Below are 25,666 nucleotides of genomic sequence, written 5' to 3'. Positions count from 1 at the left end.
GCACACCCCCGGCGCGCAGCGGCGCTTGTCATAAGGAGCTTTTTTGTTCAGCTATCGCCACGCCTTCCACGCCGGCAATCACGCCGATGTCCTGAAGCACGCCGTATTCGTCCATATCCTGGACTACTACAACCGCAAGGACAATCCCTATTGGGTCATCGATACGCATGCCGGAGCCGGTCTGTATGATTTGCGCAGCGACTGGGCGCTGAAGAACGGCGAGTTCGTCGATGGGCTGGACCGGCTGCTGGGCGCCGCATCGATGCCGCCGATGATAGAGCGCTACCTGGAAGAAGTGCAGCACTTCAATCCGGACGGGGTGGCCAATTTCTATCCCGGCTCACCCTGGCTGGCGCTGCGCGCCCTGCGCGATCAGGATCGCCTGCGCCTGTTTGAAATGCATCCCTCCGAGGCCAGTGTCCTGCGACAGAACCTGGAACGCCAGGGCCGCGATGCGACCAGACAGACCACCATCTACGAAGCCGACGGCTTCGACGGCCTGAAAAGCCAATTGCCGCCGGCAACTCGGCGCGGCATCACGATTATCGACCCTTCGTACGAAGACAAGCAGGACTATCGCAAAACGCTGCAGGCGGTCAATGAAGGCCTGAAACGCTTTGCCACCGGATGCTTCGCCATCTGGTACCCGCTGGTGCAGCGACGCGAGGCCCACGAGCTGGCCCGCTCGCTGGAGCGCTTGAAAACGCCGTGGGTGCATGCCAGCCTGACGGTGCGCAAGCCGGCCGGCGATGGTTTCGGCCTGCATGGCAGCGGCATGTTCGTGCTGAACCCTCCGTGGACGCTGCATGCCGAGCTGGCCGCCACCCTGCCCTGGCTAAGCGACAAGCTGAAACAGGACGACAGGGCTGGCTTTACCCTTAAAAAGCAGGGATCCTAAGCACAGCCCCATCGGCCGGCCCGAAAGCGAATGGGCCGGATGACGGAATATTAAAGAAAGCGTTCGCCGTCCTTGAGGTAGCGCCATTGCCCCGGCGGCAGGTCGCCCAGCACGATGCGCCCCATGCGGACGCGCTTCAAGCCGATCACCTTCAGGCCGACCTGTTCGCACATGCGCCGGATCTGCCGCTTCTTGCCTTCCTGCAAGATGAAACGCAGTTGATCCTCGTTCTGCCAGCTTACCTGCGCGCGCTTCAAAGGCTTGCCGTCCAGCGACAAGCCATGATTGAGCATCGCCAATCCGTTGCCGGCGATCTTTCCATGCACCCGCACCAGGTATTCTTTGTCGATCTCGGAGTCGTCGCTGATCAATTGACGGGCTATGCGGCCGTCCTGCGTCAGGATCAGCAGTCCTTGGGAGTCGATATCCAGCCGGCCGGCCGGGGCCAGGCCGCGCAATTGGCCGGGCTCGAAGCGCAGCGGCGACTTGTCGGCCTTGTAATGGGTCGCCGCGCTGATCAGCGACACGGCCGGCCGATAGCCTTGCTCGGCCTGGCCCGACACATAGCCGACCGGCTTGTTCAGCAGTATCGTCACGCGCGACGTCTGGCGCCGCTGCGCCTGCCTGTCCAGGGTGATTTCCTGATTCGGCCAGGCCTTGCTGCCCAGCTCGGAAACCACTTGCCCGTCCACTTTGACCCAGCCCCGTTCTATATAGGCATCGGCTTCGCGGCGCGAGCACAGGCCGCGCTCGGCCATCAATTTTGAAATTCGTATTTTTTCCATAAGCGGTATTTTATGACTTTGGCGATAATATGGTTTATGGAATTACACCCACCTGATTACTCCGACTGGATCGCGGCGCCCTCTCCTTCATTCAGCCGCCAACAAAAATACTGGTTGTTCCGCCCCGGCGCCCTGACGGCCGGCCTGCGCCGCATCGGTCCGGTGCAACTGCGTGTGGTCCGCGAACATGCCGCCGGCCTGCTCCCGGCCGAGGCCTGGATGCTGAATCGGCCCGTCCGGAGCCCCGTATGGGTGCGCGAGATCATCATGTCCATCAATGGCGTGAACAGCGTATTTGCGCGCAGCTTCACACCGCTGCAAGCCTCCCACAGCCTATGGCAGGGCATGCGGCGCCTGCGCACGCGGCCGCTGGCCGACATGCTTTATCACAATCCCCAGATCACGCGTTCGGGTTTTCTGGCCTGCCGGCTGCGCGACCAGCACCCTTTGTACAGATCGGCTCGCAACATGCTGGGGCATCAATGCCCCGCGGCCAACAGCATGCTGGCGCGCTGCTCGGTATTCTGGCGCAACGGACAACCCCTGCTGGTAGCCGAATGCTTCCTGCCGGACTTCTGGCCCCTGGCGGCCAAATCGGCATATGACCAAGGGCTGTCGCTGAAGCAGATTTAAGTTAAGCGGCGCGCCAGGTCTCGATATCGACCGTCAGGCTGTCGCTGTCCGAGGCCACCAGCACGGCGCCCTCTTGGATGGTCACGTGCAGGGTCATGGCGCGCTGCGCGAAGCCCGCCAGGGCCTGTATGGCGGACGGACTGACCGACAGCACGCTAAGGTTCCGGATACGCGCCGCGGCAGCCTGCACGCCCTGCCACCAGACCTGGCTGGCATGTCCCCCATAGCAGAACACCACGACCCGTTCCGATTTGCCGCCGGCCTGCAAAAGGCGCCGCTCGTCCGGATGGCCCAGTTCTATCCAGTTCAGAATGGAGCCGGTCAGGTCCTTTTCCCACAGCGACGGCTCTTCGGTGGTGCTGAGCCCGCGTGTAAAGGCCAGCCCTTCGTCGGCATACAGCGCGAAGGCCAGAACGCGCAGCATCATGCGTTCGTCGGTTTCCGATGGATGTCGCGCCAGGGTCAGCGCGTGGCTGCCGTAATAGCCGCGATCCATGTCGGCCACATGCAGGTCCAGCTTGAAAATAGTTGCTCGCAGCGCCATGGTTCAGGCCCCGGCCGCGCGCTGCGGGCGCCTGCCGTCCGGCCTTCCGGGTTCAGAGCGCATCGATGCCGCTTTCGCCGGTGCGGATGCGTATTGCCTGTTCGACCGCCGTGACAAAGATCTTCCCGTCGCCGATCTTGCCGGTGAACGCCGCCTTGATGATGGCGTCGATAGCCGCGTCGACCATGGCTGCGGGCAGCACGACCTCGACCCGTATCTTGGGCAGGAAGTCGACCACGTACTCCGCGCCCCGATACAGTTCGGTATGGCCCTTCTGGCGGCCGAAGCCTTTCACCTCGGTGACGGTCAAGCCGTTGACGCCGATGTCGGCCAGGGCTTCGCGCACCTCGTCCAGCTTGAAGGGCTTGATGATTGCCGCGACTAGTTTCATTGCATGACTCCACGATAAAGAAAAATTATCGCACGGCCGCCCCGTAAACGGTGGAACCGGCCGGCATTCATACGCCGGGGGGGCCCGCGGGCGGTTCCATCGCCGCCGGCCGGCCCGCCTCACTCCAGACCCGCGCGAAATCGGCTCCCGAAGGCGCCTGATACAGGCGCAGCGACAACTCGGGAAGAATGGCCAGCAAATGATCGAAGATATTTCCCTGGATACGCTCGTATTCGACCCAGGCCGTATTGTTGGCAAAGCAATAGACCTCGATGGGAATGCCCTGGGAATCGGGCTCCATCATGCGCACGATCATCAGCATGTCCTGGTGCAATTCGCGCTGCTGGCGCAAATACGCCAGGGCGTAGGCCCTGAAAGTGCCCAGATTGGTCAGGCGCCTGCGGTTGCCCTCCAGATCGGCCAGCGGACCCAGGGCGCGATTGCTCTCGTCCAGTTCCTGCTGCTTGCCGTCCAGGTAATCCCTTAACAAGGCAAAGCGCCTTAACGAGGCGATTTCGTCCTCGCGCAGAAAGCGGACGGTACTGGCATCGATGCGCAAGGTGCGCTTGATGCGGCGCCCGCCCGATTCGAACATGTAGCGCCAGTTGCGGTAGCTCTCGGAAAACAGCTTGTAGGTGGGGACGGTCGTAACCGTCTTGTCCCAGTTCTGCACCTTGACCGTATGCAGGGCGATGTCGATGACGAAGCCGTCGGCCCCCGCCTGCGGCATTTCGATCCAGTCGCCGATGCGCAGCATGTCGTTGGAGGTCATTTGCGTGCTGGCCACCAGCGACAGCAAGGTGTCCTTGAACACCAACAGCAGCACGGCCGACAGCGCACCCAAGCCGGAGAGCATAAGCAGCGGCGAGCGATCGGCCAGTATCGATACGACCAGTATCAGGCAGATGGCCCAGAAAATGATCTTGCCCAGCTCCACATAACCCTTGATGGAGCGTGTTTGCGCGCGAACGCTTGCCGCGTGAATGTCCTGCCAGGCGGACAGCACGCCATTGAGCGCCATGAAAAAGAAAACGATGCCGCCTGACAGGAAGATGCGCGCCATCAGGCCGGCGTATCGTTCATCGATGGGAAGCAGGCCGATATTGGACATGATGACCAGCAAGGGAACCGCATAGCTCAGGTTGCGGAACACCCGCCGGCGCGACAGCGCCACCGACCAGTCGTCGTGCCCGACCGCCGTCAGGGTGCGCCGGGCAATGGTGGTCAGGACCCGCGATGTGACCCAGCCGGCCACGATTACCAGCGCGGCCAGGACGGCCAGACCCAGCGCCACTTGTCCCCAAAGGGTGTCGGGCAGGTGGTGGCCTATCCAGTTATCGCCCATCCATTGGGCCAGCAGAGTCGGTTCTTGCATCGGTCAAGCTTTACCTGTCGTGATTCCGGGGCCATCTAATATAACGTAAGCGTCCTCCTTTATAATCGTGCCACTATGCCTAAAAATACTTCTCCCGAACATCAGGACCAGTTTGCGAACAAGGCCCAGGCCTGGTCCGCCCGTTTTTCCGAGCCCGTGTCCGACCTGGTCAAGCGCTATACCGCGTCGGTCGATTTCGACCAGCGCATGGCCGTTTTCGACATCCAGGGCTCGTTGGCCCATGCCGATATGCTGGAATCCATAGGCATCATCAGCAACGATGACAGGACCGCCATCGAAAAGGGGATGGCGCGCATCCTGGAAGAAATCAGCGCGGGCGCATTCACTTGGTCGCTGGACCTTGAGGACGTGCACCTGAACATCGAAAAGCGCCTGGTGGAACTCATCGGCGACGCCGGCAAGCGGCTGCATACCGGCCGTTCGCGCAACGATCAGGTCGCAACCGACATCCGCCTGTGGCTGCGCAACGAGATCGACATCGCCGTCGATCTGCTGCGCCAGTTGCGGGCCAGGCTGGCCGAACTGGCGCTCGAGCACGCATCGACCATATTGCCGGGCTTCACCCACCTGCAGGTCGCGCAGCCCGTGACCTTCGGCCACCACCTGCTGGCTTATGCTGAAATGTTCGGCCGCGACGCCGAACGCCTTATTGACTGCCGCAAGCGTGTCAACCGCCTTCCCTTGGGCGCGGCCGCGCTGGCCGGCACGTCCTACCCGATCGATCGCGAGCGCGTGGCGCGCACGCTGGGCTTCGACGAGGTCTGCCGCAATTCGCTGGACGCCGTGTCCGACCGAGACTTCGCCATCGAATTCTGCGCGGCCGCGGCCCTGATCATGACGCATATCTCGCGCCTATCCGAAGAACTGGTGCTATGGATGAGCCCGCGCGTGGGCTTCATCGACCTGGCCGACCGCTTCTGCACCGGCAGTTCCATCATGCCGCAAAAGAAGAACCCCGACGTGCCGGAACTGGCGCGCGGAAAGACCGGCCGCGTCAACGGCCACCTGATCGCCCTGCTTACCCTGATGAAAGGCCAGCCCCTGGCCTACAACAAAGACAATCAGGAAGACAAGGAAGGCCTGTTCGATTCGGCCGACACCATACGCGACACCCTGACCATTTTCGTGGACATGGTGGGCGGCATACGCGTCAAGGCCGACGCCATGCGCGCCGCCGCATTGCAGGGCTTTGCCACCGCCACCGATCTGGCCGACTACCTGGTCAAAAAAGGCGTGCCCTTCCGCGATGCGCACGAAACCGTGGCTCATGCCGTGCGCGCCTGCGAAGGCCGCGGCTGCGACCTGGCCGACCTGTCGCTGGAAGACCTGAAAGGCTTTCATCCTTTGATCGAGCAGGATATCTACCAGGTGCTGACCCTGGAAGGCTCCGTGGCCGCCCGCAAGCATATAGGCGGAACGGCACCGGAGCGGGTCAAGCTGGAAGCCCAGCGGGTTCTGAACGACACGGCCGAAGGCTAGCGTATTTTCTATTTTCGGCTCAGGTGTTTGCTGGCTTCATGGTCTGTAGGCGTGTGGCTTTAGCTTGTACAACCGCTTATACAACCGACGCAGCCGGTGGGCCGGGGCCGTGCTCGGATCGCTGCGCCCCTTCGGGGTCCCCTTGCAGCCGCTTTGCGCCGGGGTCGGGCGCGAACTCGCCAGCCATCAGCCGCCTGGGGGCTGATGGCTGGCTCAAACATACGCGCCCTCTTACGCCCCCAGCGCAAAACGGCTGCGGCGGCTTGCTCAAACCTCGCCCAGCCCCGGCCCACCGGCTGCGCCTTGGCAGCATAGTTAATGATGAGCTCCGTCAGAGCTATAGACACTGTTGGAGATGAATCATCTGCTGAGATCGGAAGGTTTCGGCCCCGCGCGGCAGGCGCGCGGGGCCGGGACGGCGCAAGAGCCATTCCAGCAGCACAGAGCGCCGCATAAAAAGGCCAAGCACCCAAACCGCCCCGGCGGCGCCGCTAACGTAAAACACTGCAGCGGGTCGGGTGGCTGGGGCCGGACGCGGCGACTTTCGGGGCCGAGCAAGCCGTCGGCGAACGCAGCCCGAAGGGGCGCAGGAGCCAGGCGCAGCGGTGTTCGGCGCGCAGGGCGCCGAACCGGCCACGAGGAGCAAGGCCGGTTCACGCCACCCGGCACGCGTCAGAGAATACCTTACACAGAGCTTGTCCCATACCACACGGATCTTGAATCACCACTGGGTATCGCCCCGGCAGAACCAGCAAGCACGTAAGCACCTGAACCAAAAAGGCGCTAAGCGCCGCGCAAACCTGGCGTAATCAGGCATCAAACACGGCTATCGATTCCACATGCCCGGTATGCGGGAACATGTTGATCACCCCGGCGCTCAGCAGCTTATAGCCTCCCTCGTGCACCAGGATGCCGGCATCGCGCGCCAGCGTGGCCGGGCTGCAGGAAACGTAGACGATACGCTGCGGCCTTTCCGCCGGCGCCAGCGCCGCCAGCGCCCGCGCCACCGATTCGGCGCCTTCGCGCGGCGGATCGATCAGCACGCGATCAAAGCGCCCCAGATCGCGCAGCCATTGAACATCCACCTCGAACAGGTTCAGGGTGGCAAAGCGAGTCTTGTCCTGCAGGCCGTGCCGGCGGGCGGCCTCCATGGCCCTTTCGGTCAGTATGCCGCTGCCTTCTATGCCCACCACACTGGCGGCGTGGACGGCCAAGGGCAAGGTGAAATTTCCCAATCCGCAAAACAGATCGGCCACGCGATCGGCGGGCTGAACGTCCAGCAGGCCGATGGCCTTGGAAATCAGTGTGCGGTTGATGGCGTGATTGACCTGGGTAAAGTCGGTCGGGCGGTAAGGCATGCGCAAGCCGAACTCCGGCAAGGTGTAGGCCAAGGCATCCACGTCGGCGGCATCCAGCGGATGCACCGTTTCGGGACCCTTGGATTGCAGCCACCATGTCACATTATGATGGGCGCCGAATTCCCTTAGCAGTACGATGTCGGCCGGACTCAGCGCTTCCATGTGGCGCAGCAACAAGGCCGTGGTCCGGTCGCCGACCGCCACTTCTATCTGGGGAAACCGATCGGGACGCGAGAGCGAACCGATCAGCTCACGCAAAGGCAGCAGCATGTCCGAGACATGCGGCGGCAATACCTTGCATTCCTTGATGTCGGCCACATAGCTGCCTCGGCGCTCGCGAAAACCCACCAGGGCTCCGCCTTTTTTCGCGACGTAGCGTACCGACAGGCGGGCACGATAGCGATAGCCGAAGGCCGGGCCATGCAAAGGCGGCAGCACCATGGCGGGTTGAACCTTGCCGATATGCCCAAGCGCGTCCTCCAGGACCCGCTGTTTTACCGCCACCTGCGCGGACGGCTCCAGATGCTGCATGGCGCAGCCTCCGCATACCCCAAAATACGGACAGGGCGGCTCCACCCGCTGCGATGAAGGCTTGAGTATCCGCTCCATCCTGGCCGTATCGAAGCTGGCCTTTTGCTTCACGACACGGGCGAGCACCTTTTCGCCCGGCAGCGCCCCTTCAACAAACACCACCTTGCCCTCGCGCCGCGCGATGCCGCGCGCCTCAAGGTCGAGAGACTCTATATCGAATACTTCAAGCGTCATTATCCGGAAATCCAAGAAAGCAGGACCGAATTTTACCCGGATGCGCGCGCAGCGTCCTTGACCGTGAATAGCCTGGATCAGCGGGTGCCATCCCGCTCTGGCGGGGTGGCCGGAACAAGCAAAAAAACCGGCCCCAAGGCCGGCCGAACCGCTCTTGTTTATGAAGAAGCCTTTTCAACGGCGGGTGCCGCCTGTTCGCGATGCTGCTTGCGCTTCTCGGCGCGTTTGGCGAATTTTTCGGCGCGTTCGCTGAAATGGGCGGCCACTTTCTGTTGCTGCGAGGCATCGAGCGCATCCCACACAGCCAACCATTTTTCATCGATGCCGCGACGCTGCGCATGGGCTCGTTCCTGCCCTTCCTCGGTCTGCTTCAAGGCCGCGCGAGGATCGATCTTCCCGGCCTTGGCTTGCTCGGCCCTGGCCTTCATGGCCGACTTGAACGCGGCGCGCCGTTCGGCACGCGCCTGCTTCTGCCCGGCCTGCGCGGCTTCCAGCGCGGCGGTCTGTTTGTCGTTCAAGGCCAGCGATTGCACGAAATCCTTGCCCAGGGGGCCATAGCCGGGCACCCACATGGCCGCATCCCGCTGATGGCGATGCATAGACTTGTGATGCTTGCCCATATGAGCGCTTGGCGCCGCGGTCGAACTTTCCTGGGCGGCGGCGGCACCCGTCGCGGCTGGGGCGGAACCGGCGGCCGCATAGGATGCGCCGCAAACAGCCAGGGCGGCGCTTATGGCTGCCAGCTTCAGGGATACGGAGAGTTTCGAGGTTTGCATGAGGGAAGATTCCTTTAAAACTGTTAGGAGCCTTCATTGTGCGGGCGAACCCGTTTCCAGCCTATTTCAGCGCAACCCGATTCTTTTCAGTCGGTTTCAGAACGTTTGGCGCTACTGGGCGGTATCGTCCCAGGCGGCCATGTATTCCTTCCAATGCGCATCGGGGCTGGCCTGCAGGGTATCGCGCACCAGTTGCACCTCGGCGTCGTAGGCAATGCGGTCCAGCTCGCCTTTCAGGTAGCGGAAGCGGCAATACACCAGCCAGGTGTTCACCACGTCTGTTTCGCAGTAGGCGCGCACCTCGTCGGCCTTGCCCTCGGACCAGGCTTTCCATACCTGGCTGCCGTCCATGCCCAGCTTGCCCGGAAAACCGCAAAGCTTGGCAAGTTCGTCCAGCGGCGCATTGGCCCGGCCGTTGTACTTGGCCAGCAGGTCCATCAGATCGATATGGCGATTGTGATAGCGGCTGATGTAGTTGTTGTACTTGAAATCCCGGTCGTCTTCGCCGGTGTCCCAATAGCGCGGGGCCGGAACGGCGTGGATCAGGCTGCGGTAATGCAGCACGGGCAGGTCGAAGCCCGACCCGTTCCAGCTGACCAGCCTGGGCGTATAGCGTTCTATGGTCTTGAAGAAACCCGCCAGCAGCGCGGCCTCGGGATCGTCGGCGCTGCCCAGCGTCTTGACCCGAAAGCCCTGGTCGTCGCGGAACACGCAGCCCACAACCGCCACCTTGTGCAAATGCAGCGGAAGGAAATCGTTGCCGTGCGATTCCCGCCGGGCAGCCAGCGCGGCTTCAATGACCTGGGTATCGGACAGGCCCGCATCCCATTGGGGATTCAGCCGGCGCAAGCCCTGCGCATCGGGTATGGTCTCCAGGTCAAAGACCAGCGTGGGCGTCATCGGGCGGGCAGATAGGACAAGGGGTTGACCGGCGTGCCCCGGCGGCGGATTTCAAAGTGCAGGCGCGGCGAACTGGTGTCGGTCTGGCCGATAGCGGCAATCTTTGCGCCCTTTTTGATCTGCTCCCCGGTTTTCACCAGCAGGGTCTGATTGTGGGCATAGGCGGTGATGAAGCCGTCGCTGTGTCCCAGCAGAATAAGGTTGCCCAGTCCGCGAACGCCGTTGCCGGCGTACATGACCTTGCCGTCGGCCGCCGCGAGCACCGGATCGCCGGTTGCGCCGGCGATATCGATGCCCTTGGTATTGGCGTTGAAGCTCTGGATGATTTTTCCGGTGGCGGGCCAGGACCAGTTGATTACGTGAGCATCGCTGGCGCGGACATTGGTGGTCGGTTCGACCGGCTTGACCGGCGTGACGGGAACCGGCGTGGCGACCGCCGGCGCGGGCGCGGGTCCCGACGAATCCAGACGCAGCACCTGGCCGATGCGCAGTTGGCTGGGATCGCTGATGTTGTTCAGGCGGCTAAGCTCGGACACCTCGATATTGTTGGCCTGGGCGATTTTATAGAGCGTGTCGCCCGCCTTGACGACATAGGTGCCGCTGGCGGCCGGCGCAACGGCGCCGCCCGACATGTCGGTAACGGGCGCCTGCGTGGTCCTGGAGGCGCATCCAGCCAGAATGCTGGTCGCGATGACGGCGCCCAGCAACAAATACCGGGATGTGCGTTTAGGGTGTTCAAGTGTCAGAGTAGCGGTAGACCGAAACGTCCCTGCGTGCATGTGGCTCTCCTGAATGCTTAAGACTGGGTTCCTGGCCGGAGCGGGACAAAGCGGACCGATTCGAGCTCTTCGCGGTGCCATGTGGCCGCACCGGTACGCTCGATAAGAATCAGGCGCTGCGCCGTTGTCCCCTCCGGGGCGATCAAACGACCCCCAATGGCTAACTGTTCCAGCAAAGCCTGGGGAATTTTAATACCGGCCGCCGCGATGACAATTGCATCGAAAGGCGCTATTCCGGGCAATCCTGCCATGCCATCGCCAAAAGTCAGGCGGACACGGCCTATAAGCTTTTGCGCCCTGAGGTGCTCGCGCGCGAGCTCGTACAGTCCGCGTATACGCTCGACGGCGTGAACCTCCTTGATGAACTGGGCAAGCACCGCCGCCTGATAGCCGCAGCCGGCGCCAACTTCCAGTACTTTAACCGGAACACGATTTTCGCACACGGCGGAAATCATGCGGGCCACGACCCAGGGCTGGGAAATGGTCTGGCTATGCCCGATGGGCAGGGCCGCGTCTTCGTAGGCCCGGCTGGCAAGGCCTTCGTCGACGAACATATGCCGCGGCACGGCCATCATGGCATCCAGGACTCGTTCGTCCTGAATGCCCTGGTTGCGCAGGCGCTGGATCATCATGCCGCGCGAACGCTCGGAGTTCAAGCCCAAATTAACCGTTGTTGATCTATGGTGTCCAACCAGCGGCGCATTGGACGCGGGGTTGCCGGGACCAAAAACACGGGTGTTGCTGTTGGCCGCCGAAACCCCGCCTCCGAGGCTGGACCGGCCGAAGCGGTTGGTGGTGCCGCTGGCAAAAGGGAAAGGGGCTACCGGCTTGCGCATAGCGGCCCCGCCCAGTCCCTGACCTGGCTCAGTTGCTCGTGATGGGTCAAGTCGAACCGCAAAGGCGTGATCGATACCGCATGCTGCTCTATGGCGCCGAAGTCGGTGTCCGGCGCGGAATCGGATACCCTGCCCACCGGGCCTATCCAGTACACCGGATCGCCATAAGGCGTGCTGCTTTTGACGACAGGCTCGGAAGGATGCCGCTTGCCAAGCCGGGTGACACGCATTTCCTGTATGGTTTCAAACGGCACGGCCGGAATATTGACGTTCAGCAGGACCGGGCTGGCCAGCGGATTGAGCGTTTGCTGCTCGACGATGGTTCGCGCGATACGCGCGGCGGCATCGATATGCTGCCAGCCTTTTTCGGTCTGGGAGAAGGCGATGGCCGGTATCCCGAACAGATAGCCTTCGGTGGCGGCCGCGACCGTTCCCGAGTACAGGGTGTCCTCGCCCATGTTGGCCCCGTTGTTGATGCCCGAAATCACCAGGTCGGGGCGGAAATCCAGCAAGCCGGTCAGGGCTATGTGCACGCAATCGGATGGCGTCCCATTAACATAATAGAAACCGTTATTGGCCTGCCGCACCGACAGCGGACGATTCAGGGTAAGCGAATTCGATGAGCCGCTGCAGTTGGTTTCAGGGGCCACGACCGTGAGGTCGCCCAACCCCTTGACAGCCTGCACAAGGGCTTCCAGCCCAGGGGCGTTGTAGCCATCGTCGTTGGATACCAGTATGCGCATTGCCTTCCATGAAAATTCAACCGAACGTAGCGAATTGTACCCGGTCGTTTTGTTGTTTTGGGCGACACTGGGTAGAATCGCCGCACAAGCCATCGGAGTCATTGAATTATGTCAGTTGCCACCTCTATCGTCGCGTCTTTGGGCCTGGTGCTCGGATCCTACTTGCTGGGTTCCGTGCCGTTTGCCGTCGTCGTCAGCCGGGCCATGGGCCTGGCGGACCCGCGCAGCTTCGGCTCAAGGAATCCCGGCGCCACCAACGTGTTGCGCACCGGCAACAAGACGGCCGCCGCACTGACGCTGCTGGGCGATGCCGCCAAGGGCTGGCTGGCTGTCTTCGCCGCCGCCTACCTGGCGCAACGCATGGGTCTGCCCACCGGCGTGGTGGCGGCATGCGCCGTGGCCGCCTTCCTGGGCCATGTCTATCCTGTATTCCTGGGCTTCAAGGGCGGCAAGGGTGTCGCCACCGCCATGGGGGTGGTGCTGGCGGTGAATCCGTGGCTGGCCCTGGCAACCGTCGGCACCTGGCTGATCGTGGCCTATGCCTTCCGGTATTCATCCTTGGCATCCATCGTCGCCGCCATCTTCGCTCCGCTGTACTACCTGCTGGGCGGCAACGTGGCATGGGAACTGGACAAGGCCATGGCCTTGGCGATAGTAGTCATATCGGTCGTGCTGCTGTTCAGGCATCAAGCCAATATCAGCCGCCTCATGAGAGGCAAGGAAAGCCGCATCGGCGCCAAGAAAAGCTAGGCAGCAGGGGCGCAAACATCCTGCAGGTCCCAGCGCGGCTTGACCGTAAAGGCATGTCCGGTGTCGTTCAAGTCGGCCAGGCCGGCATTTACGCGCTGCGCGCCCGCATAGGCGATCATGGCGCCGTTGTCCGTGCACAGGTCCAGCGGCGGAAAGAAGACCTCGCCGCCCAGCTTGGCCATGGCTTGCAGCAGCCGTTCGCGCAGATGCCGGTTGGCGCCCACGCCGCCGGCCACCACCAGGCGTTTCAAGCCGGTCTGTTTCATGGCCTTGATGGCCTTGGCGGCCAGCACATCGACAATCGCCGCCTCGGTGGATGCGGCCAGGTCGGCGCGCTGGCTTTCGGTGATCCCTCCCGGCGCTTTCTCGAGCGCCTTCAAGCGTGTCAGCACTGCCGTCTTCAGGCCGCTGAAGCTGAAATCGAGATCGCGGCTGTGCAGCATGGGGCGCGGCAGGTCGAAGCCGGCGGGATCGCCCGATTCGGCCAGCCGGGACAGGGCCGGACCGCCCGGATAACCCAGGCCCATGAGCTTGGCGGTTTTATCGAAGGCCTCGCCCGCCGCGTCGTCCAGCGTCTCGCCCAATAGCCGGTAATCGCCCACGCCGCCCACGCGCATGATCTGGGTATGGCCGCCCGAAACCAGCAGGGCCACGAAAGGAAAATCGGGCTGCGGCGCAGCCAGCAGCGGCGACAGCAGATGCCCTTCAAGGTGATGGATGGCGATGGCGGGCAGGCCGCGCGCCCAGGCGAAGGACTGGGCAACGCTGGCTCCGACCAGCAAGGCGCCCGCCAGGCCGGGACCGGCCGTATACGCCACGGCGTCGATCTGTTCGATGGCCAGGCCGGCCTTGTCCAGGACTTCGCGCGTCAGCGGAAGAATGCGCCGGATATGATCGCGCGACGCCAGTTCGGGCACGACTCCGCCGTATTCCTGGTGCATGGCGATCTGGCTATGCAGGGCGTGGGCCAGCAAGCCCTTTTCAGTGCAGACCAGGGCCACGCCTGTTTCGTCGCAGGAACTTTCAAAACCAATAATAATCATGAGTGCTAGTTTACCGCCGGTAAACGGACTTAGAATTCAGGCTTCATTATCGTTTATCCGTCGAACTCGAACCATCACTCTCCTGGGGAAGGAAATGCTCGAACGATTATTCCAATTGCGCGAACACGGGACATCGGTCCGCAACGAAATCCTGGCCGGCATCACGACCTTTCTGACGATGTCCTACATTATTTTCGTCAATCCGGAAATCCTGTCGAGCACGGGCATGGACAAGAGCGCCGTTTTCGTCGCCACCTGCCTGGCGGCGGCTCTCGGTACGCTGATCATGGCTTTCATGGCCAACTGGCCGATAGGCCTGGCGCCCGGCATGGGCCTGAACGCCTTCTTCGCCTTCACCGTCGTAGGCGCCATGGGCTATAGCTGGCAGCAGGCATTGGGCGCCGTGTTCATTTCGGGCGTGATCTTCGTGGCGCTGACCCTTACCGGCATCCGCTCCTGGCTGATCGCAGGCATACCTCATTCGCTACGCTCGGCCATCGCCGCGGGCATAGGGCTCTTCCTGGCCATCATCGCGCTGGGCGGCTCCGGCATTGTGGTGGCCAACCCGGCCACCAAGGTGGCCCTGGGCGACCTGACATCCGCGCCCGCCCTGTTCGCGATACTGGGTTTCTTCATCATTGCCGCCCTGGACGCCTTGAAGGTCAGGGGCGCAATCCTGATCGGCATCCTGATCGTCACCGTCCTGTCCATGCTGACCGGCAATAGCCAGTTCTACGGCGTATTCTCGGTGCCGCCCAGCCTGGCGCCCACCTTTTTCCAACTGGACATCATGGGCGCCCTGCACACCGGCTTCATCCATGTCATCTTGGTGCTCGTTCTGGTCGAGGTCTTCGATGCCACCGGCACCATGATAGGCGTGGCCACCCGCGCCAATCTGATCCAGGAAGGCAAGCCGAACCGCCTGGGACGCGCCCTGCTGGCCGACAGCTCGGCCATCGTCGCCGGTTCCTTCCTGGGCACCAGCAGCACGACGGCCTATATCGAAAGCGCCGCCGGCGTGCAGGCGGGCGGACGCACCGGCCTGACCGCGCTGACCATAGCCGTGCTGTTCCTGCTGGCGCTGTTCCTGGCTCCGCTGGCTGGGTCGGTGCCGGCCTACGCCACCGCTCCGGCCCTGCTGTACGTGGCTGGATTGATGCTGCGCGAGATCACCCAGATCGACTGGAGCGACATCACCGAAGCCACCCCGGCCGCCCTGGCTGCGATGATCATGCCCTTCACCTATTCCATCGCCAACGGCCTGGCCTTCGGATTCATCAGCTATGTCGTGCTGAAAGCCATCACCGGCAAGTTCCGCCATATCCATCCGGCCACCCTGCTGGTGGCCGCCCTGTTCGTGATCAAGTACGCCTTCTTCCCTGAGTAGTGATGTTGCCCCCACGCCGCGCGGGCTCGCCCGCTTGCTGCCCCCAAGGGGACTCTTTTGCCTTGGGGCGGCCCGGCGGCAAAAAGGTTGCCCCCACGCCGCGCGGGCTCGCCCGCTTGCTGCCCCCCAAGGGGGCTCTTTTGCCTTGGGGCGGCCCGGCGGCAAAAGGTCGCCCCCACGTCCGCGCAAGCGGCCGGAAATGGCGTTACACTGGAATCTCGTCATCAACATTCAGTTAGAACAAGCGGCTGCCCTAGCCGCTTTTTTATTTAGGGGGTTCTATGAGCACCATCGATTTGAACAAAGATACCTTTCAGACGGCCATACAGGAAAGCAAGCCGCTGATCGTGGACTTTTGGGCGCCATGGTGCGGGCCATGCCGGAATTTCGCGCCCATCTTCGACGATGCGGCCGCGCAGCACGACGACGTGACCTTCGCCAAGGTGAATACCGAGGACGAGCAGGAGCTGGCCGCCGGACTGGGCATACGCTCCATCCCGACCCTGATGGTGTTCCGCGAGCGCGTGCTGCTGTTTTCCCAGCCCGGCGCGCTTTCCGCCAGTCAACTGCAGGAATTGATCACACAGGTCAAGGAAGTCGACATGGAGCAGGTCCACGCCGAAATCGCGGCCCAGCAGAACGGCCAGGCCTAGGCCGGTCGGTTCAAGGCGGGACGCCTGTCCCGCCCCGCCGCGCCTGGCTTCAATCGGATGCCGACGAAGGCGCCCATAGCGCCTGCCCGCGCGTCAGGTCGGTAACCAGCGCGGCCAATTCCCGTTCGCGGCTTCTGGGCAGGGCCAGGCGCCAGGTCACCCCCACGCCATCGAAGGATTCGGCGACGATGCGCACATCGAACGCGGCAAAGCGGGACTGCACCAAAGCCAGGTCCGTGAAGCCGCAGCGGCATTCCACAAACACTTCGTCCACCCATTCCGTCTTGTCAGCCAGCCGCAGACACTGCGCCGCCACGCCGCCGTAGGCGCGGATAAGGCCGCCGGGTCCCAGCTTGATGCCGCCGAACCAGCGCAGCACCAGCACCGCGACACAGTCGCAGCGCTGGCCTTCGATAGCCTGGAGTATGGGGCGCCCCGCGGTACCGCCGGGTTCGCCGTCGTCATTGAAACGGTACTCGCTACCTATTCGGTAGGCCCAGCAGTTGTGCGTGGCATCGGGCGAGCTGTTCCCGGCAAAAAACCGCAAGGCCTCGTCAGGATTCCGGACGGGAGCGGCCAGGGCCGAGAACCGGCTTTTCCTGATGTCCTCCTGGTAGGATGCCGGACCCGTCAAGACAAAAGACATGGCTCCCGTAGATCAGGCTTCTATGCCGCGCGACGACAAGTAATCGTCGTAATTGCCTTGGTAGTCCAGGATTTCGCCATCGGGCATGATTTCGATCACCCGCGTGGCCAGGCCCGATACGAATTCGCGGTCATGCGACACGAAGATCAAGGTGCCGGCATACAGTTCCAGGGCGAACTGCAAGGACTCGATGGATTCCATGTCCAGGTGGTTGGTGGGCTCGTCCAGCAGCATCACGTTGTGGCGGCCCAGCATCAGGCGGCCGAAACTCATGCGGTTCTTTTCACCGCCCGACAGCACCCGTACTTCCTTGCCGATGTCGTCGCCCGAAAACAGCAGCCGCCCCAGCACCGACCGCATGGCCTGGTCGTCGTCGCCGGCCTGGCGATAATCGGCCAGCCAGTCGAACAGGTTCTTGTCCGATTGGAACTGCTCGGAGACGTCCTGCGGCATATAGCCCAGATCGGCGCTGTCGGACCATTTGACCGTTCCCGTATCGGGCGCCAGATCGCCGGCCAGCATGCGCAATAGCGTCGTTTTACCCACGCCGTTCGCGCCGATGATCGCCACTTTCTGGCCGGCCTCTATCATGGCCGAGAAAGGCTTGATGACCGGCCTGTCGAAGGATTTGCTGATCGACTCGATGGTGACGGCCAGACGGTGCAAGACCTTGTTCTGCTCGAAGCGAATGTAGGGATTCACGCGGGAAGAAGGCTTGACTTCGACGGCGCCGGCCTTGATGCGATCGATCTGCTTCAGGCGCGAGGTTGCCTGGCGGGCCTTGGACTTGTTGGCCGCGAAGCGGCGCACGAAGTCCTGCAGCTCGGCAACCCTTTCCTTGGCCTTGGCGTTGGCCGCGCTCTGGCGCTCGCGCGCCTGGGTGGAGGCCAGCATGTAGTCGTCGTAATTACCCGGATAGACGCGCAATTCGCGGTAATCCAGGTCGGCCATATGGGTGCACACCTGATTCAGGAAGTGCCGGTCGTGGCTGATGATGATCATCGTGCTTTGGTAGCTGTTAAGCACATCCTCGAGCCAGCGTATGGTGTTGATGTCCAGGTTGTTGGTGGGCTCGTCCAGCAGCAGCACGTCGGGATTGGAAAACAGGGCCTGGGCCAGCAACACGCGCAACTTCCAGCCCGGTGCGATCTCCCGCATGGGCAATTGGTGCTGCTCGACGGGAATTTCCAGTCCCAGCAGCAGCTCGCCCGCGCGGGCCTCGGCGGTATAGCCGTCGTACTCCGAGAACTTGGCTTCCAGGTTGGCCGCATGCATGTAGTCGTCTTCGGTGGCGTCCGGGTTTGCATAGATGGCATCCCTTTCCGACATCACCTGCCACATTTCCTCGTGGCCCATCATGACGACATCCAGCACGCGGATGTCTTCATATGCAAACTGGTCCTGGCGCAGTTTTCCCAGGCGCACGCCTGGATCCAGCGACACATTGCCGGCGCTCGACTCGAGGTCGCCGCCGATGATCTTCATGAAGGTCGATTTGCCCGAGCCGTTGGCCCCTATTAGGCCATATCGGTTGCCGTCGCCGAACTTGACGCTGACATTCTCGAATAGAGGCTTGGCGCCGAACTGGATAGTTAAATTTGCGGTGGAGATCACTGGGTGGTTTTCGCGTAGTAATTAGTGAGAACAACCCAGTAGTTTAACAAGCCGGACTCAAAAATGCTCTTCAAGCACCAAGTGCGCCATGCCCTGCTCCGTGGCAATCCCCACTTTCCTGCCCACGGGCAGCGTGGCCTTCACCTTGACGTGGCCATAAGGCAGGCCGGTCACCACCGGCACCTTCACGTGGGCGCGCAGCCAGGCCACGACACTGGGCAGGTCGTAGCCATTGTCGTTCTTGCCCAGCCTATAGTCGGTAAAGCGCCCCAGCACGATGGCCTTTTGGCGGGCCAGGATGCCGGCATGCCACAACTGGGTCAGCATGCGCTCGATGCGGAAGGGATGCTCGGCAACGTCTTCCAGGAACAGGATGCCGCCTCTGACCTTGGGCATGTAGGGAGTTCCCACCAGCGAGGCGACCATAGCCAGGTTGCCCCCCCACAGCACGCCGCGCGCATCGACGGCATCGCAATCGGCCGACTCGAAGCTGAGTATCTCCAGTTCGCCGCGCATGCTTTCGGCGAACAGCGCCGCCGTCAGGTCGTCCATCTTGGCTGCGCCGAAATCGAATACCGCCGTCGGGCCGGCGTAACTGCAAGCCCCTGTTTGCGCCAGCAGCGCCAGGTTGAATGCGGTGAAATCGCTTTGCCCGATAAATGTCTTGCCGCTGTCGGCCACCGCCCGCCAATCAATGAAAGGCAGCAGGCGGCTAAGGCCGTAGCCTCCGCGTGTCGCCATGACGATGGGGTGCTTTTGCTTGAGGGCGCGGGTAATGGCGGCCAGGCGCTGTTTGTCGGTTCCGGCGAAACGCTCGTGCACCGCCAGCGCCGTGCGATCGATGGCGGTCTTGAAGCCCAACTCGGCCAACCGGACGGTGGCCCGCTCCAGTGCTTGCGGATCAGCCACGGCGCCCGATGGCGAGATCAGGTAAATGCCGCCAGGCGCCGCCTGCCCATGGCTCGCATGAGGGTGGTCGTGATCGTGATCGTGGTCGTGCGCGGCCTGCGTCATGGTTTTGCCTGTGGTCGATGGAATGAATAAGAAAAATTGACGGATATAGTAATACAAGCGCCCCGGCGCCTTAGCCCGCGCTTTTCGCCTTGGCGCGCCGCTCGCGAAAGAATCGGCGCAGCATGTCGCCGCACTCATCGGCCAGAACCCCGCCCGTAACCGTAGTCCTGTGGTTCAGTTGCGGGCTGGCGTGAACGCTCAGCACGCTGCCGCAAGCGCCGGTCTTGGGATCGGTCGCGCCATAGACCACCCGATCCAGACGCGCATGCAGCATGGCGCCCATGCACATGGCGCAAGGCTCCAGGGTAACGAACAGGCTTGCGCCGGGCAGCCGGTAATTCTTCATGAAGGCGGCGGCCTGCCGCAAGGTGACGATTTCGGCGTGGCTGCTGGGGTCATGGTCGGTGATGCTGCGGTTGTAACCCAGGCCTATCACCCGCCCTCCCGCATCCAGGACCACGGCGCCCACCGGAACTTCGCCGGCCGCATAGGCCAGTTCCGCCTGCTGCAGCGCCAGCCGCATGGCCGCCTCGTCGGACAGGGAGGCCTGCGCTAAGGGCGCTGTTGAGCCCTGTTTTTCCATCCCGCTCATGGCCGCCTTACCCCCGATAAATACGGTTGTTCAGGGAAATGCGGCCCGCCAGGCTCTCGACGGCCTCCTCCAGCCATTGGTAGAGCTCCGCCTGCTCGTCGTAGCGCGCCTGGTTCAAGTTGGATACCCGTCCTTCCTGGATAAAGCCCCAGGCCCGGCTGCGCTTATCCCGATGCTTGGGATCCCATACGCCGAATGCCACGCCGCCTGAACGCCGTATCAGCGAAAAACAGGGAATGTCGGTATAGCCGTCGCCCACGAATATCATCTGCTCGAACGGCACGCGCAGTTTTTCCTGGGGTATTTTTTTATTGACTTCAAAGGGCTTGTTGCGCGAGGAGGTCCCGACGATGCCTTTCTGTATATGGAACAGATAGCGCGTCTTATCGGTGAAGCTGACCACCCGTTTCGGGAAATGGATGCCGCCGGCGGCGTCGTAAATGAACTCCGAAGCCCAGATATCGGTAAATTCCTGTGCAATCGGGGTATGCCGCACGACGTCGCCTATACCGCTGGAAATCAGATAGAACTCCAATTGCACCTGCGGATGCTGCTCCTTGACCATGGCGCGCAAGCGGCTGAATAAAGTATTCACCCCATCGTGCAGCGGCAGGCGGCCGCCCCATTGCTCCAGGCGTTCGCGCGTGATGGCGCCGTGCATGCCCGACTTGGACAGCTCTATCATCTGGTACAGGTAGGCCGGCACGGGGTCCCAATCATGCTGGAACAGCAAGGGTCCAACCTGGTCCTTCCAGAACCGCTCGACGTCGACGCCAATGTCGGCGAGAAAGCCGGTGGTGCTGTCAGGCGCCAGCGTATCGTCGAAATCGAATATCAGGGCAATAACATCGGACATGCAAGGTTCTCGCGGCATGGGCCGAAAGTCATCGTCCATCCGGCCCTGTAATGAACATCGGGAGTTTAACGCGATTAAGCCATTTCACCGGCCGCAAGCAGCCGGCCGGGCTATTCAATTGCACATCAACCCGCGTATCATGCATGTAGCGGAGTCTTGCAAGCAGTAACCGGCCCACTCTCCCCAGGAGGTTCATCATGCTTGGACGCATCGCCATCCATCTCGGCCACGACGACGGCCTGCCGCGCCGCCTGCGCGCCGCCCTGCAACTGGCCGCCGAACACAAGGCCGAGCTCATCGGCGTCTATCCCCCCGAAACCGGGCCGCATTATTACTCCGAGACATCCGCCCTGCCCGATGAAATGAAAAGGCTGGCGGACAACCGGTTTGCGCAAGAGCGAGAATCGGTAAAAAAGACGTTTCTCGAGCAAACCGCCACTGCGGGCGTACGCGGGCAATGGCGCGCGCCCCAAGGCAGCCCCGAGGAAATCCTGGCCCTGCATGCGCGCTATTGCGATCTGATGATCATGAGCAAGGCCGACAACAAAGACTCCACGGCCTCGCTCATGCCCAATCTGGCCGAGGCCGTCATCATGGCCGCCGGCAAACCCGTGCTGATGATACCGGCGGTGGGCGAAGTACACCCCATAGGCCGGCGGGTGCTATTTTGCTGGGATCATCGCCGCGAAGCCGCAAGGGCGTTCTCGGATGCCGCTCCGCTCTTGCGTGCCTGTTCCCGGTTGACGGTACTGACTGTGGATCCGCGTTCCGACTACCTTCGCGGCAAAGACGTACGCGAAAACGACTTGGCCGACTACTGCGCGGCGCTGGGCTACCCCAAGCCGCGTGCCATCATCAAGGAAAGCGAAGACTACGGCGTGGGAAACATCATCCTGAACACCGCCACCGACGAGGACAGCGACCTGATCGTCATGGGCGCCTACGGCCATAGCCGCATGCGGCAATGGATCATGGGAGGCGCCTCGCGCACTTTGCTCAATTCAATGACGGTGCCTGTCCTGATGTCTCATTAGCCCTTGCAGGCGCCTTAGCACCCGGGGCACTTTATGCTGCAGGTCCTCGGACACCAGCCCCGGCCCGAACAAGGCGGCGGCTTCGCCGTGCACCCACACCGCGGCCGCGGCCGCATCGAAGGCATCCATGCCCTGGGCCAATAGGCCCGCGATCAGGCCGGCCAGTACATCGCCGGTGCCTCCCGTGGCCAATTGCGGCGGCGCGTTGCTATTGATGATCGCCCGGCCATCGGCTGCGGCAATGACGGTGTCGGCTCCCTTCAGCACCACCACTGCCCCGCTTTGCGCCGCCGCATGGCGGGCGCGCTGAAGCTTGTCGCCGCCGGCCGAAAAGATGCGGTTGAACTCGCCATCGTGGGGAGTAAGCACGCAAGGCCCCTGTATGGCATCGAACATGGACTGCGGATCGGACCCGAAAACGCTGATGGCGTCGGCATCGAGCACCACGGCACGCTTGCTGGCCAGCGCCTGAAGGGCATGCCGCTGGGTCACATCGGAAACCCCCGCGCCCGGCCCCACGACGACCGCATTGATGCGGGCATCGGCCAGGATGTCATCCAGCGCACCCGACTCGCGCATAGGGTGGACCATCACACTGGTCAATGCGGCGGCATATATATGCCAGACAGTGGCGGGGGCCGCCACTGTCACCAGCCCCGCCCCCATGCGCGCGCAAGCCTGAGCGGTAAGGCGCGCCGCGCCGGTCATGATGCGGCCGCCCACCACCAGCGCATGTCCGCGCAGATACTTGTGTCCATCCAGGCTGGGCCAGGGAAAGGAATGCAGCCATAGATCAGGCGCATTCTCGAAGGTATCGGGACCGATCCGGTCGAGCACTGCGGCCGGTATGCCGATATCGGCCACCAGCACGTGGCCGCACAGGCTTTTGCCCGGCATCAGGATGTGCCCAGGCTTTTTCCTGAAGAAGGTCACTGTCAGCTCGGCGGTCGCGGCATGGCCCAGGATGGCTCCGCTGGCGCCGTCCAGGCCGCTGGGCATGTCAATGGCGCAAACGGGGATGTCGCTGTGCTTGACGGCGGCGATGAATTCGGCGGCCGAGCCGTCCAGCGGCCGCGACAGGCCCGCGCCAAACAGGGCATCCACCACCAATCCGGCGCCTTCCAGCAGGCTGACGGACAAAGGCTCGAACGGACCATCCCACAGCCCGGCATGGTAGGCGGCATCGCCCGTAGAGGGCTCCTTGCCGTCCAGCACGGCCACCGTAACCGGCCACCCGGCGCCACGCAAATGACGTGCCGCAACAAAACCGTCGCCGCCGTTATTGCCCGGCCCGCAGGCGATCAGCACCGGACGCTTGCTCCAGCGCGCCGCGACGGCGTTGGCCACGGCGGCGCCGGCCGCTTCCATCAGCGCAGTGCCGGTAATGCCGCCTTGGATCGCCGCCTGATCGGCCAAGGCCATCTGGCCGGGCGTCAATAATGCCGTGTATCCGATGAAGCTCATGTCGTGGCTGCCTTTTTGGAACACATTTGGTTGCGCAACACGGCTACAAGCCGTGTTTATGATTATGGTATTGTGCCGCAGTGACGTTGGAAAATCATCATGCCCCCCATTATTTCCGTATCGAAGCTGGACAAGATTTACCCCTCGGGCTTCCAGGCGCTGAAGAATATCAACCTGGATATTCACCGGGGCGAAATATTCGCCCTGCTGGGCCCTAACGGCGCCGGCAAGACAACGCTGATCAGCATCATCTGCGGCCTGGTCAGACCCAGCGCCGGAACGGTCATGGCCGACGGCCACGACATCGTTCGGGACTATCGCGCGGCCCGGTCCAAAATAGGGCTGGTGCCGCAAGAATTGACGACTGACGCCTTCGAAACCGTATGGGCGACAGTCAGTTTCAGCCGCGGCCTGTTCGGCAAGCCCGCCAATCCGGCGCATATCGAACGGATACTGCGGGCGCTGTCGCTCTGGAACAAGAAAGACAACAAGCTCATCACGCTCTCGGGCGGCATGAAACGGCGCGTACTGATCGCCAAGGCGCTGTCCCACGAGCCGCAAATCCTTTTCCTTGACGAACCCACCGCGGGTGTGGACGTGTCCTTGCGCAAAGAGATGTGGCAGGTGGTCAGGTCGCTGCGCGACACCGGCGTCACCGTTATCCTGACCACCCACTACATCGAAGAGGCGGAGGAAATGGCCGACCGCGTCGGCGTGATCAACAACGGCGAAATCATCCTGATCGAGAACAAGGCCGAGTTGATGCGCAAGCTGGGCAAGAAGCAGCTGACGCTGCAACTGCTGCAGCCTTTGCAGGCGCTCCCGCCGATTCTTGAACCATACCAGTTGGAGCTCTCGAGCGAAGGCGATGAAATCGTCTACACCTACGACACCCAGCGCCGCCACAACGACATTACCGATCTGTTCACAGACCTGGGCCGTGCCGGCATTGCCTTCAAGGATTTGCAGACCAAGCAAAGCTCGCTGGAAGAAATTTTCGTAAAGCTGGTACGGAGCCCCACTTGATGAACATCCATGCAATCCGCGCGATCTATGCATTCGAAATGGCCCGCACCTGGCGCACCCTGCTGCAAAGCATTATCGCCCCGGTCATTTCAACTTCGCTGTATTTCGTCGTGTTCGGCGCCGCCATCGGGCATCGCATAACGGAGATCGACGGCATCAGCTACGGCGCCTTCATCGTGCCGGGCCTGATCATGCTGTCCCTGCTCACGCAAAGCATCTCCAATGCCTCATTCGGCATCTATTTTCCGAAGTTCACCGGAACCATCTACGAATTGCTGTCGGCTCCGGTTTCGTACTTCGAGATCACCCTGAGCTATGTGGGAGCCGCCGCGACCAAATCGATAATACTGGCGGCCATCATTCTGCTGACCGCCGGCTTCTTCGTTCCGCTGCAAATCGACCATCCCGGGTGGATGCTGCTTTTCCTGGTGCTGACCTCGGTCACGTTCAGCCTGTTCGGCTTCATCATCGGTATTTGGGCCGACGGCTTCGAAAAGCTGCAACTGGTGCCACTGCTTATCGTGACGCCCCTGACTTTCCTGGGCGGAAGCTTCTATTCCATCAACATGCTGCCGCCCTTCTGGCAGACGGTCACGCTGTTCAATCCGGTGGTCTATCTGATCAGCGGCTTCCGCTGGAGCTTCTACGGCATCGCCGATGTCAACGTATACATCAGCCTGGGCATGACGCTGTTCTTCCTGGCGCTATGCCTGGTCATCGTCGCGTGGATATTCAAGTCGGGATACCGGCTGAAGAACTAAGGCGGCCTAGCGCCGCCCGTTTCGCAGATACGGGGAACGTGCGCAGGCCCGCTTGACCGCTAATCGCGGAAGTTGTCGAACTGCAGCGGCAGATCGACTTCGGTCTTGCGCAGCAAGGCTATGGCCGCCTGCAGGTCGTCGCGCTTCTTGCCGCTGATGCGCAGCTTCTCGCCATTGATCTGCGCCTCGACTTTCATCTTGGCCGCCTTGAGCTCGGCGATCAGTTTCTTGGACACCGCCTGTTCTATGCCCTGCTTGATGGTAACTTTGCGGCGCGCGCCGCCCAGGTTCTCCAGCGGGTCGCCGACATCCATGCAGCGGACATCGATGCTGCGGGCCGACAGGCGGCCGCGCAGGATGTCCAGCATCTGGTTCAGTTGAAAAACGCTGGGCGCCGATTGCGTCACCACAAAACCATCGAGTTCGAACTTGGCATCGCTGCCCTTGAAATCGAAGCGGGTGGACAATTCGCGATTGGCCTGGTCGACCGCATTGCTCAGTTCATGCTTGTCGACTTCGGAAACGACATCGAAAGAAGGCATA

Annotated in this window: 27 protein-coding genes; 9 read left to right on the top strand and 18 right to left on the bottom strand. The window is 62.3% G+C overall.

Going from position 1 to position 25,666, the window contains the following annotated elements:
• Window positions 1-43: 43 nt before the first annotated feature.
• Window positions 44-898, top strand: a complete 855-nt coding sequence (locus V0R37_RS07305; RefSeq protein ID WP_420373894.1) for a 23S rRNA (adenine(2030)-N(6))-methyltransferase RlmJ — start codon at window positions 44-46, stop codon at window positions 896-898.
• Window positions 899-948: 50 nt separating this feature from the next.
• Here the strand turns inward: V0R37_RS07305 and V0R37_RS07300 are convergent, their stop codons facing one another.
• Window positions 949-1,683 (bottom strand): pseudouridine synthase, encoded by a 735-nt coding sequence (locus V0R37_RS07300; protein WP_420373893.1) that lies wholly within the window; start codon window positions 1,681-1,683, stop codon window positions 949-951.
• Between the two features lie 36 nt (window positions 1,684-1,719).
• Between V0R37_RS07300 and V0R37_RS07295 the strand changes: the two genes are divergently transcribed.
• On the top strand, window positions 1,720-2,316 hold the full coding sequence (locus V0R37_RS07295) for a chorismate--pyruvate lyase family protein (protein WP_420373892.1): 597 nt from the start codon (window positions 1,720-1,722) through the stop codon (window positions 2,314-2,316).
• A 1-nt stretch (window position 2,317) separates the two neighbouring features.
• Here V0R37_RS07295 and V0R37_RS07290 read toward each other — a convergent pair whose 3' ends face one another.
• The 3 genes from V0R37_RS07290 to V0R37_RS07280 all read right to left on the bottom strand — a co-directional run bounded on the left by V0R37_RS07290 (window position 2,318) and on the right by V0R37_RS07280 (window position 4,626).
• Window positions 2,318-2,860, bottom strand: coding sequence for a YaeQ family protein (locus V0R37_RS07290; protein ID WP_420373891.1), 543 nt, complete (start codon window positions 2,858-2,860; stop codon window positions 2,318-2,320).
• A gap of 52 nt (window positions 2,861-2,912) precedes the next feature.
• Window positions 2,913-3,251 carry a P-II family nitrogen regulator gene (locus V0R37_RS07285; RefSeq protein ID WP_180069597.1) on the bottom strand — a complete coding sequence of 113 codons (339 nt, stop codon included), beginning with the start codon at window positions 3,249-3,251 and terminating at the stop codon, window positions 2,913-2,915.
• A gap of 67 nt (window positions 3,252-3,318) precedes the next feature.
• Window positions 3,319-4,626, bottom strand: a complete 1,308-nt coding sequence (locus V0R37_RS07280) for a mechanosensitive ion channel family protein (RefSeq protein ID WP_420373890.1) — start codon at window positions 4,624-4,626, stop codon at window positions 3,319-3,321.
• Between the two features lie 75 nt (window positions 4,627-4,701).
• Here V0R37_RS07280 and argH point away from each other — a divergent pair, with 75 nt between their 5' ends.
• Window positions 4,702-6,126 carry an argininosuccinate lyase gene (argH, locus tag V0R37_RS07275; RefSeq protein ID WP_420373889.1) on the top strand — a complete coding sequence of 475 codons (1,425 nt, stop codon included), beginning with the start codon at window positions 4,702-4,704 and terminating at the stop codon, window positions 6,124-6,126.
• A gap of 809 nt (window positions 6,127-6,935) precedes the next feature.
• On the opposite strand, the gene rlmD is transcribed toward argH, so the two are convergent.
• From rlmD to surE, 6 genes are all read right to left on the bottom strand, one after another.
• Complete coding sequence (gene rlmD / locus V0R37_RS07270; RefSeq protein WP_420373888.1) at window positions 6,936-8,249, bottom strand: 23S rRNA (uracil(1939)-C(5))-methyltransferase RlmD; 1,314 nt, start codon at window positions 8,247-8,249, stop codon at window positions 6,936-6,938.
• 158 nt (window positions 8,250-8,407) lie between these two features.
• Complete coding sequence (locus tag V0R37_RS07265; RefSeq protein ID WP_420373887.1) at window positions 8,408-9,025, bottom strand: hypothetical protein; 618 nt, start codon at window positions 9,023-9,025, stop codon at window positions 8,408-8,410.
• A 111-nt stretch (window positions 9,026-9,136) separates the two neighbouring features.
• Complete coding sequence (locus tag V0R37_RS07260) at window positions 9,137-9,925, bottom strand: 3'-5' exonuclease (protein WP_420373886.1); 789 nt, start codon at window positions 9,923-9,925, stop codon at window positions 9,137-9,139.
• Window positions 9,922-10,704 (bottom strand): peptidoglycan DD-metalloendopeptidase family protein, encoded by a 783-nt coding sequence (locus tag V0R37_RS07255; protein WP_420373885.1) that lies wholly within the window; start codon window positions 10,702-10,704, stop codon window positions 9,922-9,924. The genes V0R37_RS07260 and V0R37_RS07255 overlap by 4 nt, the downstream gene beginning before the upstream one ends.
• Window positions 10,705-10,721: 17 nt before the next feature.
• Complete coding sequence (locus tag V0R37_RS07250; RefSeq protein ID WP_420373884.1) at window positions 10,722-11,540, bottom strand: protein-L-isoaspartate(D-aspartate) O-methyltransferase; 819 nt, start codon at window positions 11,538-11,540, stop codon at window positions 10,722-10,724.
• Window positions 11,525-12,283, bottom strand: coding sequence for a 5'/3'-nucleotidase SurE (surE, locus tag V0R37_RS07245; RefSeq protein WP_420373883.1), 759 nt, complete (start codon window positions 12,281-12,283; stop codon window positions 11,525-11,527). Before surE ends, V0R37_RS07250 begins: the two co-directional genes overlap by 16 nt.
• A 108-nt stretch (window positions 12,284-12,391) precedes the next feature.
• On the opposite strand from surE, the gene plsY reads away from it, so the two are divergent.
• Window positions 12,392-13,033: a glycerol-3-phosphate 1-O-acyltransferase PlsY gene (plsY, locus tag V0R37_RS07240; protein WP_420373882.1), complete on the top strand. Its 642-nt coding sequence runs from the start codon at window positions 12,392-12,394 to the stop codon at window positions 13,031-13,033.
• On the opposite strand, the gene tsaD is transcribed toward plsY, so the two are convergent.
• A complete protein-coding gene (gene tsaD / locus V0R37_RS07235) occupies window positions 13,030-14,076 on the bottom strand; it encodes a tRNA (adenosine(37)-N6)-threonylcarbamoyltransferase complex transferase subunit TsaD (protein ID WP_420373881.1) in 1,047 nt (348 codons plus the stop codon). The two genes, plsY and tsaD, sit on opposite strands and share 4 nt — an antisense overlap.
• Window positions 14,077-14,170: 94 nt before the next feature.
• Between tsaD and V0R37_RS07230 the strand changes: the two genes are divergently transcribed.
• The gene (locus V0R37_RS07230) at window positions 14,171-15,463 is read left to right on the top strand and encodes an NCS2 family permease (RefSeq protein WP_420373880.1); all 1,293 of its coding nucleotides are present in this window, start codon (window positions 14,171-14,173) and stop codon (window positions 15,461-15,463) included.
• A gap of 281 nt (window positions 15,464-15,744) precedes the next feature.
• On the top strand, window positions 15,745-16,116 hold the full coding sequence (gene trxA, locus V0R37_RS07225) for a thioredoxin (RefSeq protein WP_420373879.1): 372 nt from the start codon (window positions 15,745-15,747) through the stop codon (window positions 16,114-16,116).
• A 49-nt stretch (window positions 16,117-16,165) separates the two neighbouring features.
• Here the strand turns inward: trxA and V0R37_RS07220 are convergent, their stop codons facing one another.
• The 5 genes from V0R37_RS07220 to V0R37_RS07200 all read right to left on the bottom strand — a co-directional run bounded on the left by V0R37_RS07220 (window position 16,166) and on the right by V0R37_RS07200 (window position 20,838).
• Entirely contained in the window at window positions 16,166-16,762 is a 597-nt protein-coding gene (locus V0R37_RS07220; RefSeq protein WP_420373878.1) for an IMPACT family protein, read from the bottom strand.
• 12 nt (window positions 16,763-16,774) lie between these two features.
• Window positions 16,775-18,376 (bottom strand): ABC-F family ATPase, encoded by a 1,602-nt coding sequence (locus V0R37_RS07215; protein ID WP_420373877.1) that lies wholly within the window; start codon window positions 18,374-18,376, stop codon window positions 16,775-16,777.
• Between the two features lie 57 nt (window positions 18,377-18,433).
• Complete coding sequence (locus V0R37_RS07210; protein ID WP_420373876.1) at window positions 18,434-19,390, bottom strand: LD-carboxypeptidase; 957 nt, start codon at window positions 19,388-19,390, stop codon at window positions 18,434-18,436.
• 70 nt (window positions 19,391-19,460) lie between these two features.
• Window positions 19,461-19,973, bottom strand: coding sequence for a tRNA adenosine(34) deaminase TadA (gene tadA, locus V0R37_RS07205; protein WP_420374041.1), 513 nt, complete (start codon window positions 19,971-19,973; stop codon window positions 19,461-19,463).
• 16 nt (window positions 19,974-19,989) lie between these two features.
• The gene (locus V0R37_RS07200; RefSeq protein ID WP_420373875.1) at window positions 19,990-20,838 is read right to left on the bottom strand and encodes an HAD family hydrolase; all 849 of its coding nucleotides are present in this window, start codon (window positions 20,836-20,838) and stop codon (window positions 19,990-19,992) included.
• A gap of 197 nt (window positions 20,839-21,035) precedes the next feature.
• Between V0R37_RS07200 and V0R37_RS07195 the strand changes: the two genes are divergently transcribed.
• Complete coding sequence (locus V0R37_RS07195; RefSeq protein ID WP_420373874.1) at window positions 21,036-21,872, top strand: universal stress protein; 837 nt, start codon at window positions 21,036-21,038, stop codon at window positions 21,870-21,872.
• On the opposite strand, the gene V0R37_RS07190 is transcribed toward V0R37_RS07195, so the two are convergent.
• Window positions 21,840-23,336, bottom strand: coding sequence for an NAD(P)H-hydrate dehydratase (locus tag V0R37_RS07190; protein ID WP_420373873.1), 1,497 nt, complete (start codon window positions 23,334-23,336; stop codon window positions 21,840-21,842). The genes V0R37_RS07195 and V0R37_RS07190 overlap by 33 nt on opposite strands.
• Window positions 23,337-23,435: 99 nt before the next feature.
• On the opposite strand from V0R37_RS07190, the gene V0R37_RS07185 reads away from it, so the two are divergent.
• The gene (locus V0R37_RS07185) at window positions 23,436-24,362 is read left to right on the top strand and encodes an ABC transporter ATP-binding protein (protein WP_420373872.1); all 927 of its coding nucleotides are present in this window, start codon (window positions 23,436-23,438) and stop codon (window positions 24,360-24,362) included.
• A complete protein-coding gene (locus V0R37_RS07180) occupies window positions 24,362-25,123 on the top strand; it encodes an ABC transporter permease (RefSeq protein WP_420373871.1) in 762 nt (253 codons plus the stop codon). The genes V0R37_RS07185 and V0R37_RS07180 overlap by 1 nt, the downstream gene beginning before the upstream one ends.
• Window positions 25,124-25,182: 59 nt before the next feature.
• Here the strand turns inward: V0R37_RS07180 and V0R37_RS07175 are convergent, their stop codons facing one another.
• Window positions 25,183-25,665, bottom strand: coding sequence for a YajQ family cyclic di-GMP-binding protein (locus tag V0R37_RS07175; RefSeq protein ID WP_420373870.1), 483 nt, complete (start codon window positions 25,663-25,665; stop codon window positions 25,183-25,185).
• Between the last annotated feature and the right edge of the window lies 1 nt (window position 25,666).

Source organism: Pollutimonas rozaliensis, from assembly GCF_048751585.1.
In the GTDB taxonomy this organism is placed as follows: Bacteria; Pseudomonadota; Gammaproteobacteria; order Burkholderiales; family Burkholderiaceae_B.
This window is presented reverse-complemented; position numbering and strand designations above follow the sequence as displayed.

Coding starts and splice junctions, on each gene's coding strand:
- V0R37_RS07265 (WP_420373887.1), bottom strand. CDS start 9,025: ATGCAAACCTCGAAACTCTCCGTATCCCTGAAGCTGGCAGCCATAAGC.
- V0R37_RS07295 (WP_420373892.1), top strand. CDS start 1,720: ATGGAATTACACCCACCTGATTACTCCGACTGGATCGCGGCGCCCTCT.
- surE (WP_420373883.1), bottom strand. CDS start 12,283: ATGCGCATACTGGTATCCAACGACGATGGCTACAACGCCCCTGGGCTG.
- V0R37_RS07300 (WP_420373893.1), bottom strand. CDS start 1,683: ATGGAAAAAATACGAATTTCAAAATTGATGGCCGAGCGCGGCCTGTGC.
- V0R37_RS07255 (WP_420373885.1), bottom strand. CDS start 10,704: ATGCACGCAGGGACGTTTCGGTCTACCGCTACTCTGACACTTGAACAC.
- V0R37_RS07220 (WP_420373878.1), bottom strand. CDS start 16,762: ATGTCTTTTGTCTTGACGGGTCCGGCATCCTACCAGGAGGACATCAGG.
- argH (WP_420373889.1), top strand. CDS start 4,702: ATGCCTAAAAATACTTCTCCCGAACATCAGGACCAGTTTGCGAACAAG.
- V0R37_RS07250 (WP_420373884.1), bottom strand. CDS start 11,540: ATGCGCAAGCCGGTAGCCCCTTTCCCTTTTGCCAGCGGCACCACCAAC.
- V0R37_RS07210 (WP_420373876.1), bottom strand. CDS start 19,390: ATGACGCAGGCCGCGCACGACCACGATCACGATCACGACCACCCTCAT.
- V0R37_RS07185 (WP_420373872.1), top strand. CDS start 23,436: ATGCCCCCCATTATTTCCGTATCGAAGCTGGACAAGATTTACCCCTCG.
- V0R37_RS07195 (WP_420373874.1), top strand. CDS start 21,036: ATGCTTGGACGCATCGCCATCCATCTCGGCCACGACGACGGCCTGCCG.
- tsaD (WP_420373881.1), bottom strand. CDS start 14,076: ATGATTATTATTGGTTTTGAAAGTTCCTGCGACGAAACAGGCGTGGCC.
- plsY (WP_420373882.1), top strand. CDS start 12,392: ATGTCAGTTGCCACCTCTATCGTCGCGTCTTTGGGCCTGGTGCTCGGA.
- V0R37_RS07285 (WP_180069597.1), bottom strand. CDS start 3,251: ATGAAACTAGTCGCGGCAATCATCAAGCCCTTCAAGCTGGACGAGGTG.
- V0R37_RS07180 (WP_420373871.1), top strand. CDS start 24,362: ATGAACATCCATGCAATCCGCGCGATCTATGCATTCGAAATGGCCCGC.
- trxA (WP_420373879.1), top strand. CDS start 15,745: ATGAGCACCATCGATTTGAACAAAGATACCTTTCAGACGGCCATACAG.
- V0R37_RS07230 (WP_420373880.1), top strand. CDS start 14,171: ATGCTCGAACGATTATTCCAATTGCGCGAACACGGGACATCGGTCCGC.
- V0R37_RS07190 (WP_420373873.1), bottom strand. CDS start 23,336: ATGAGCTTCATCGGATACACGGCATTATTGACGCCCGGCCAGATGGCC.
- V0R37_RS07175 (WP_420373870.1), bottom strand. CDS start 25,665: ATGCCTTCTTTCGATGTCGTTTCCGAAGTCGACAAGCATGAACTGAGC.
- V0R37_RS07290 (WP_420373891.1), bottom strand. CDS start 2,860: ATGGCGCTGCGAGCAACTATTTTCAAGCTGGACCTGCATGTGGCCGAC.
- V0R37_RS07260 (WP_420373886.1), bottom strand. CDS start 9,925: ATGACGCCCACGCTGGTCTTTGACCTGGAGACCATACCCGATGCGCAG.
- V0R37_RS07280 (WP_420373890.1), bottom strand. CDS start 4,626: ATGCAAGAACCGACTCTGCTGGCCCAATGGATGGGCGATAACTGGATA.
- tadA (WP_420374041.1), bottom strand. CDS start 19,973: ATGGAAAAACAGGGCTCAACAGCGCCCTTAGCGCAGGCCTCCCTGTCC.
- rlmD (WP_420373888.1), bottom strand. CDS start 8,249: ATGACGCTTGAAGTATTCGATATAGAGTCTCTCGACCTTGAGGCGCGC.
- V0R37_RS07200 (WP_420373875.1), bottom strand. CDS start 20,838: ATGTCCGATGTTATTGCCCTGATATTCGATTTCGACGATACGCTGGCG.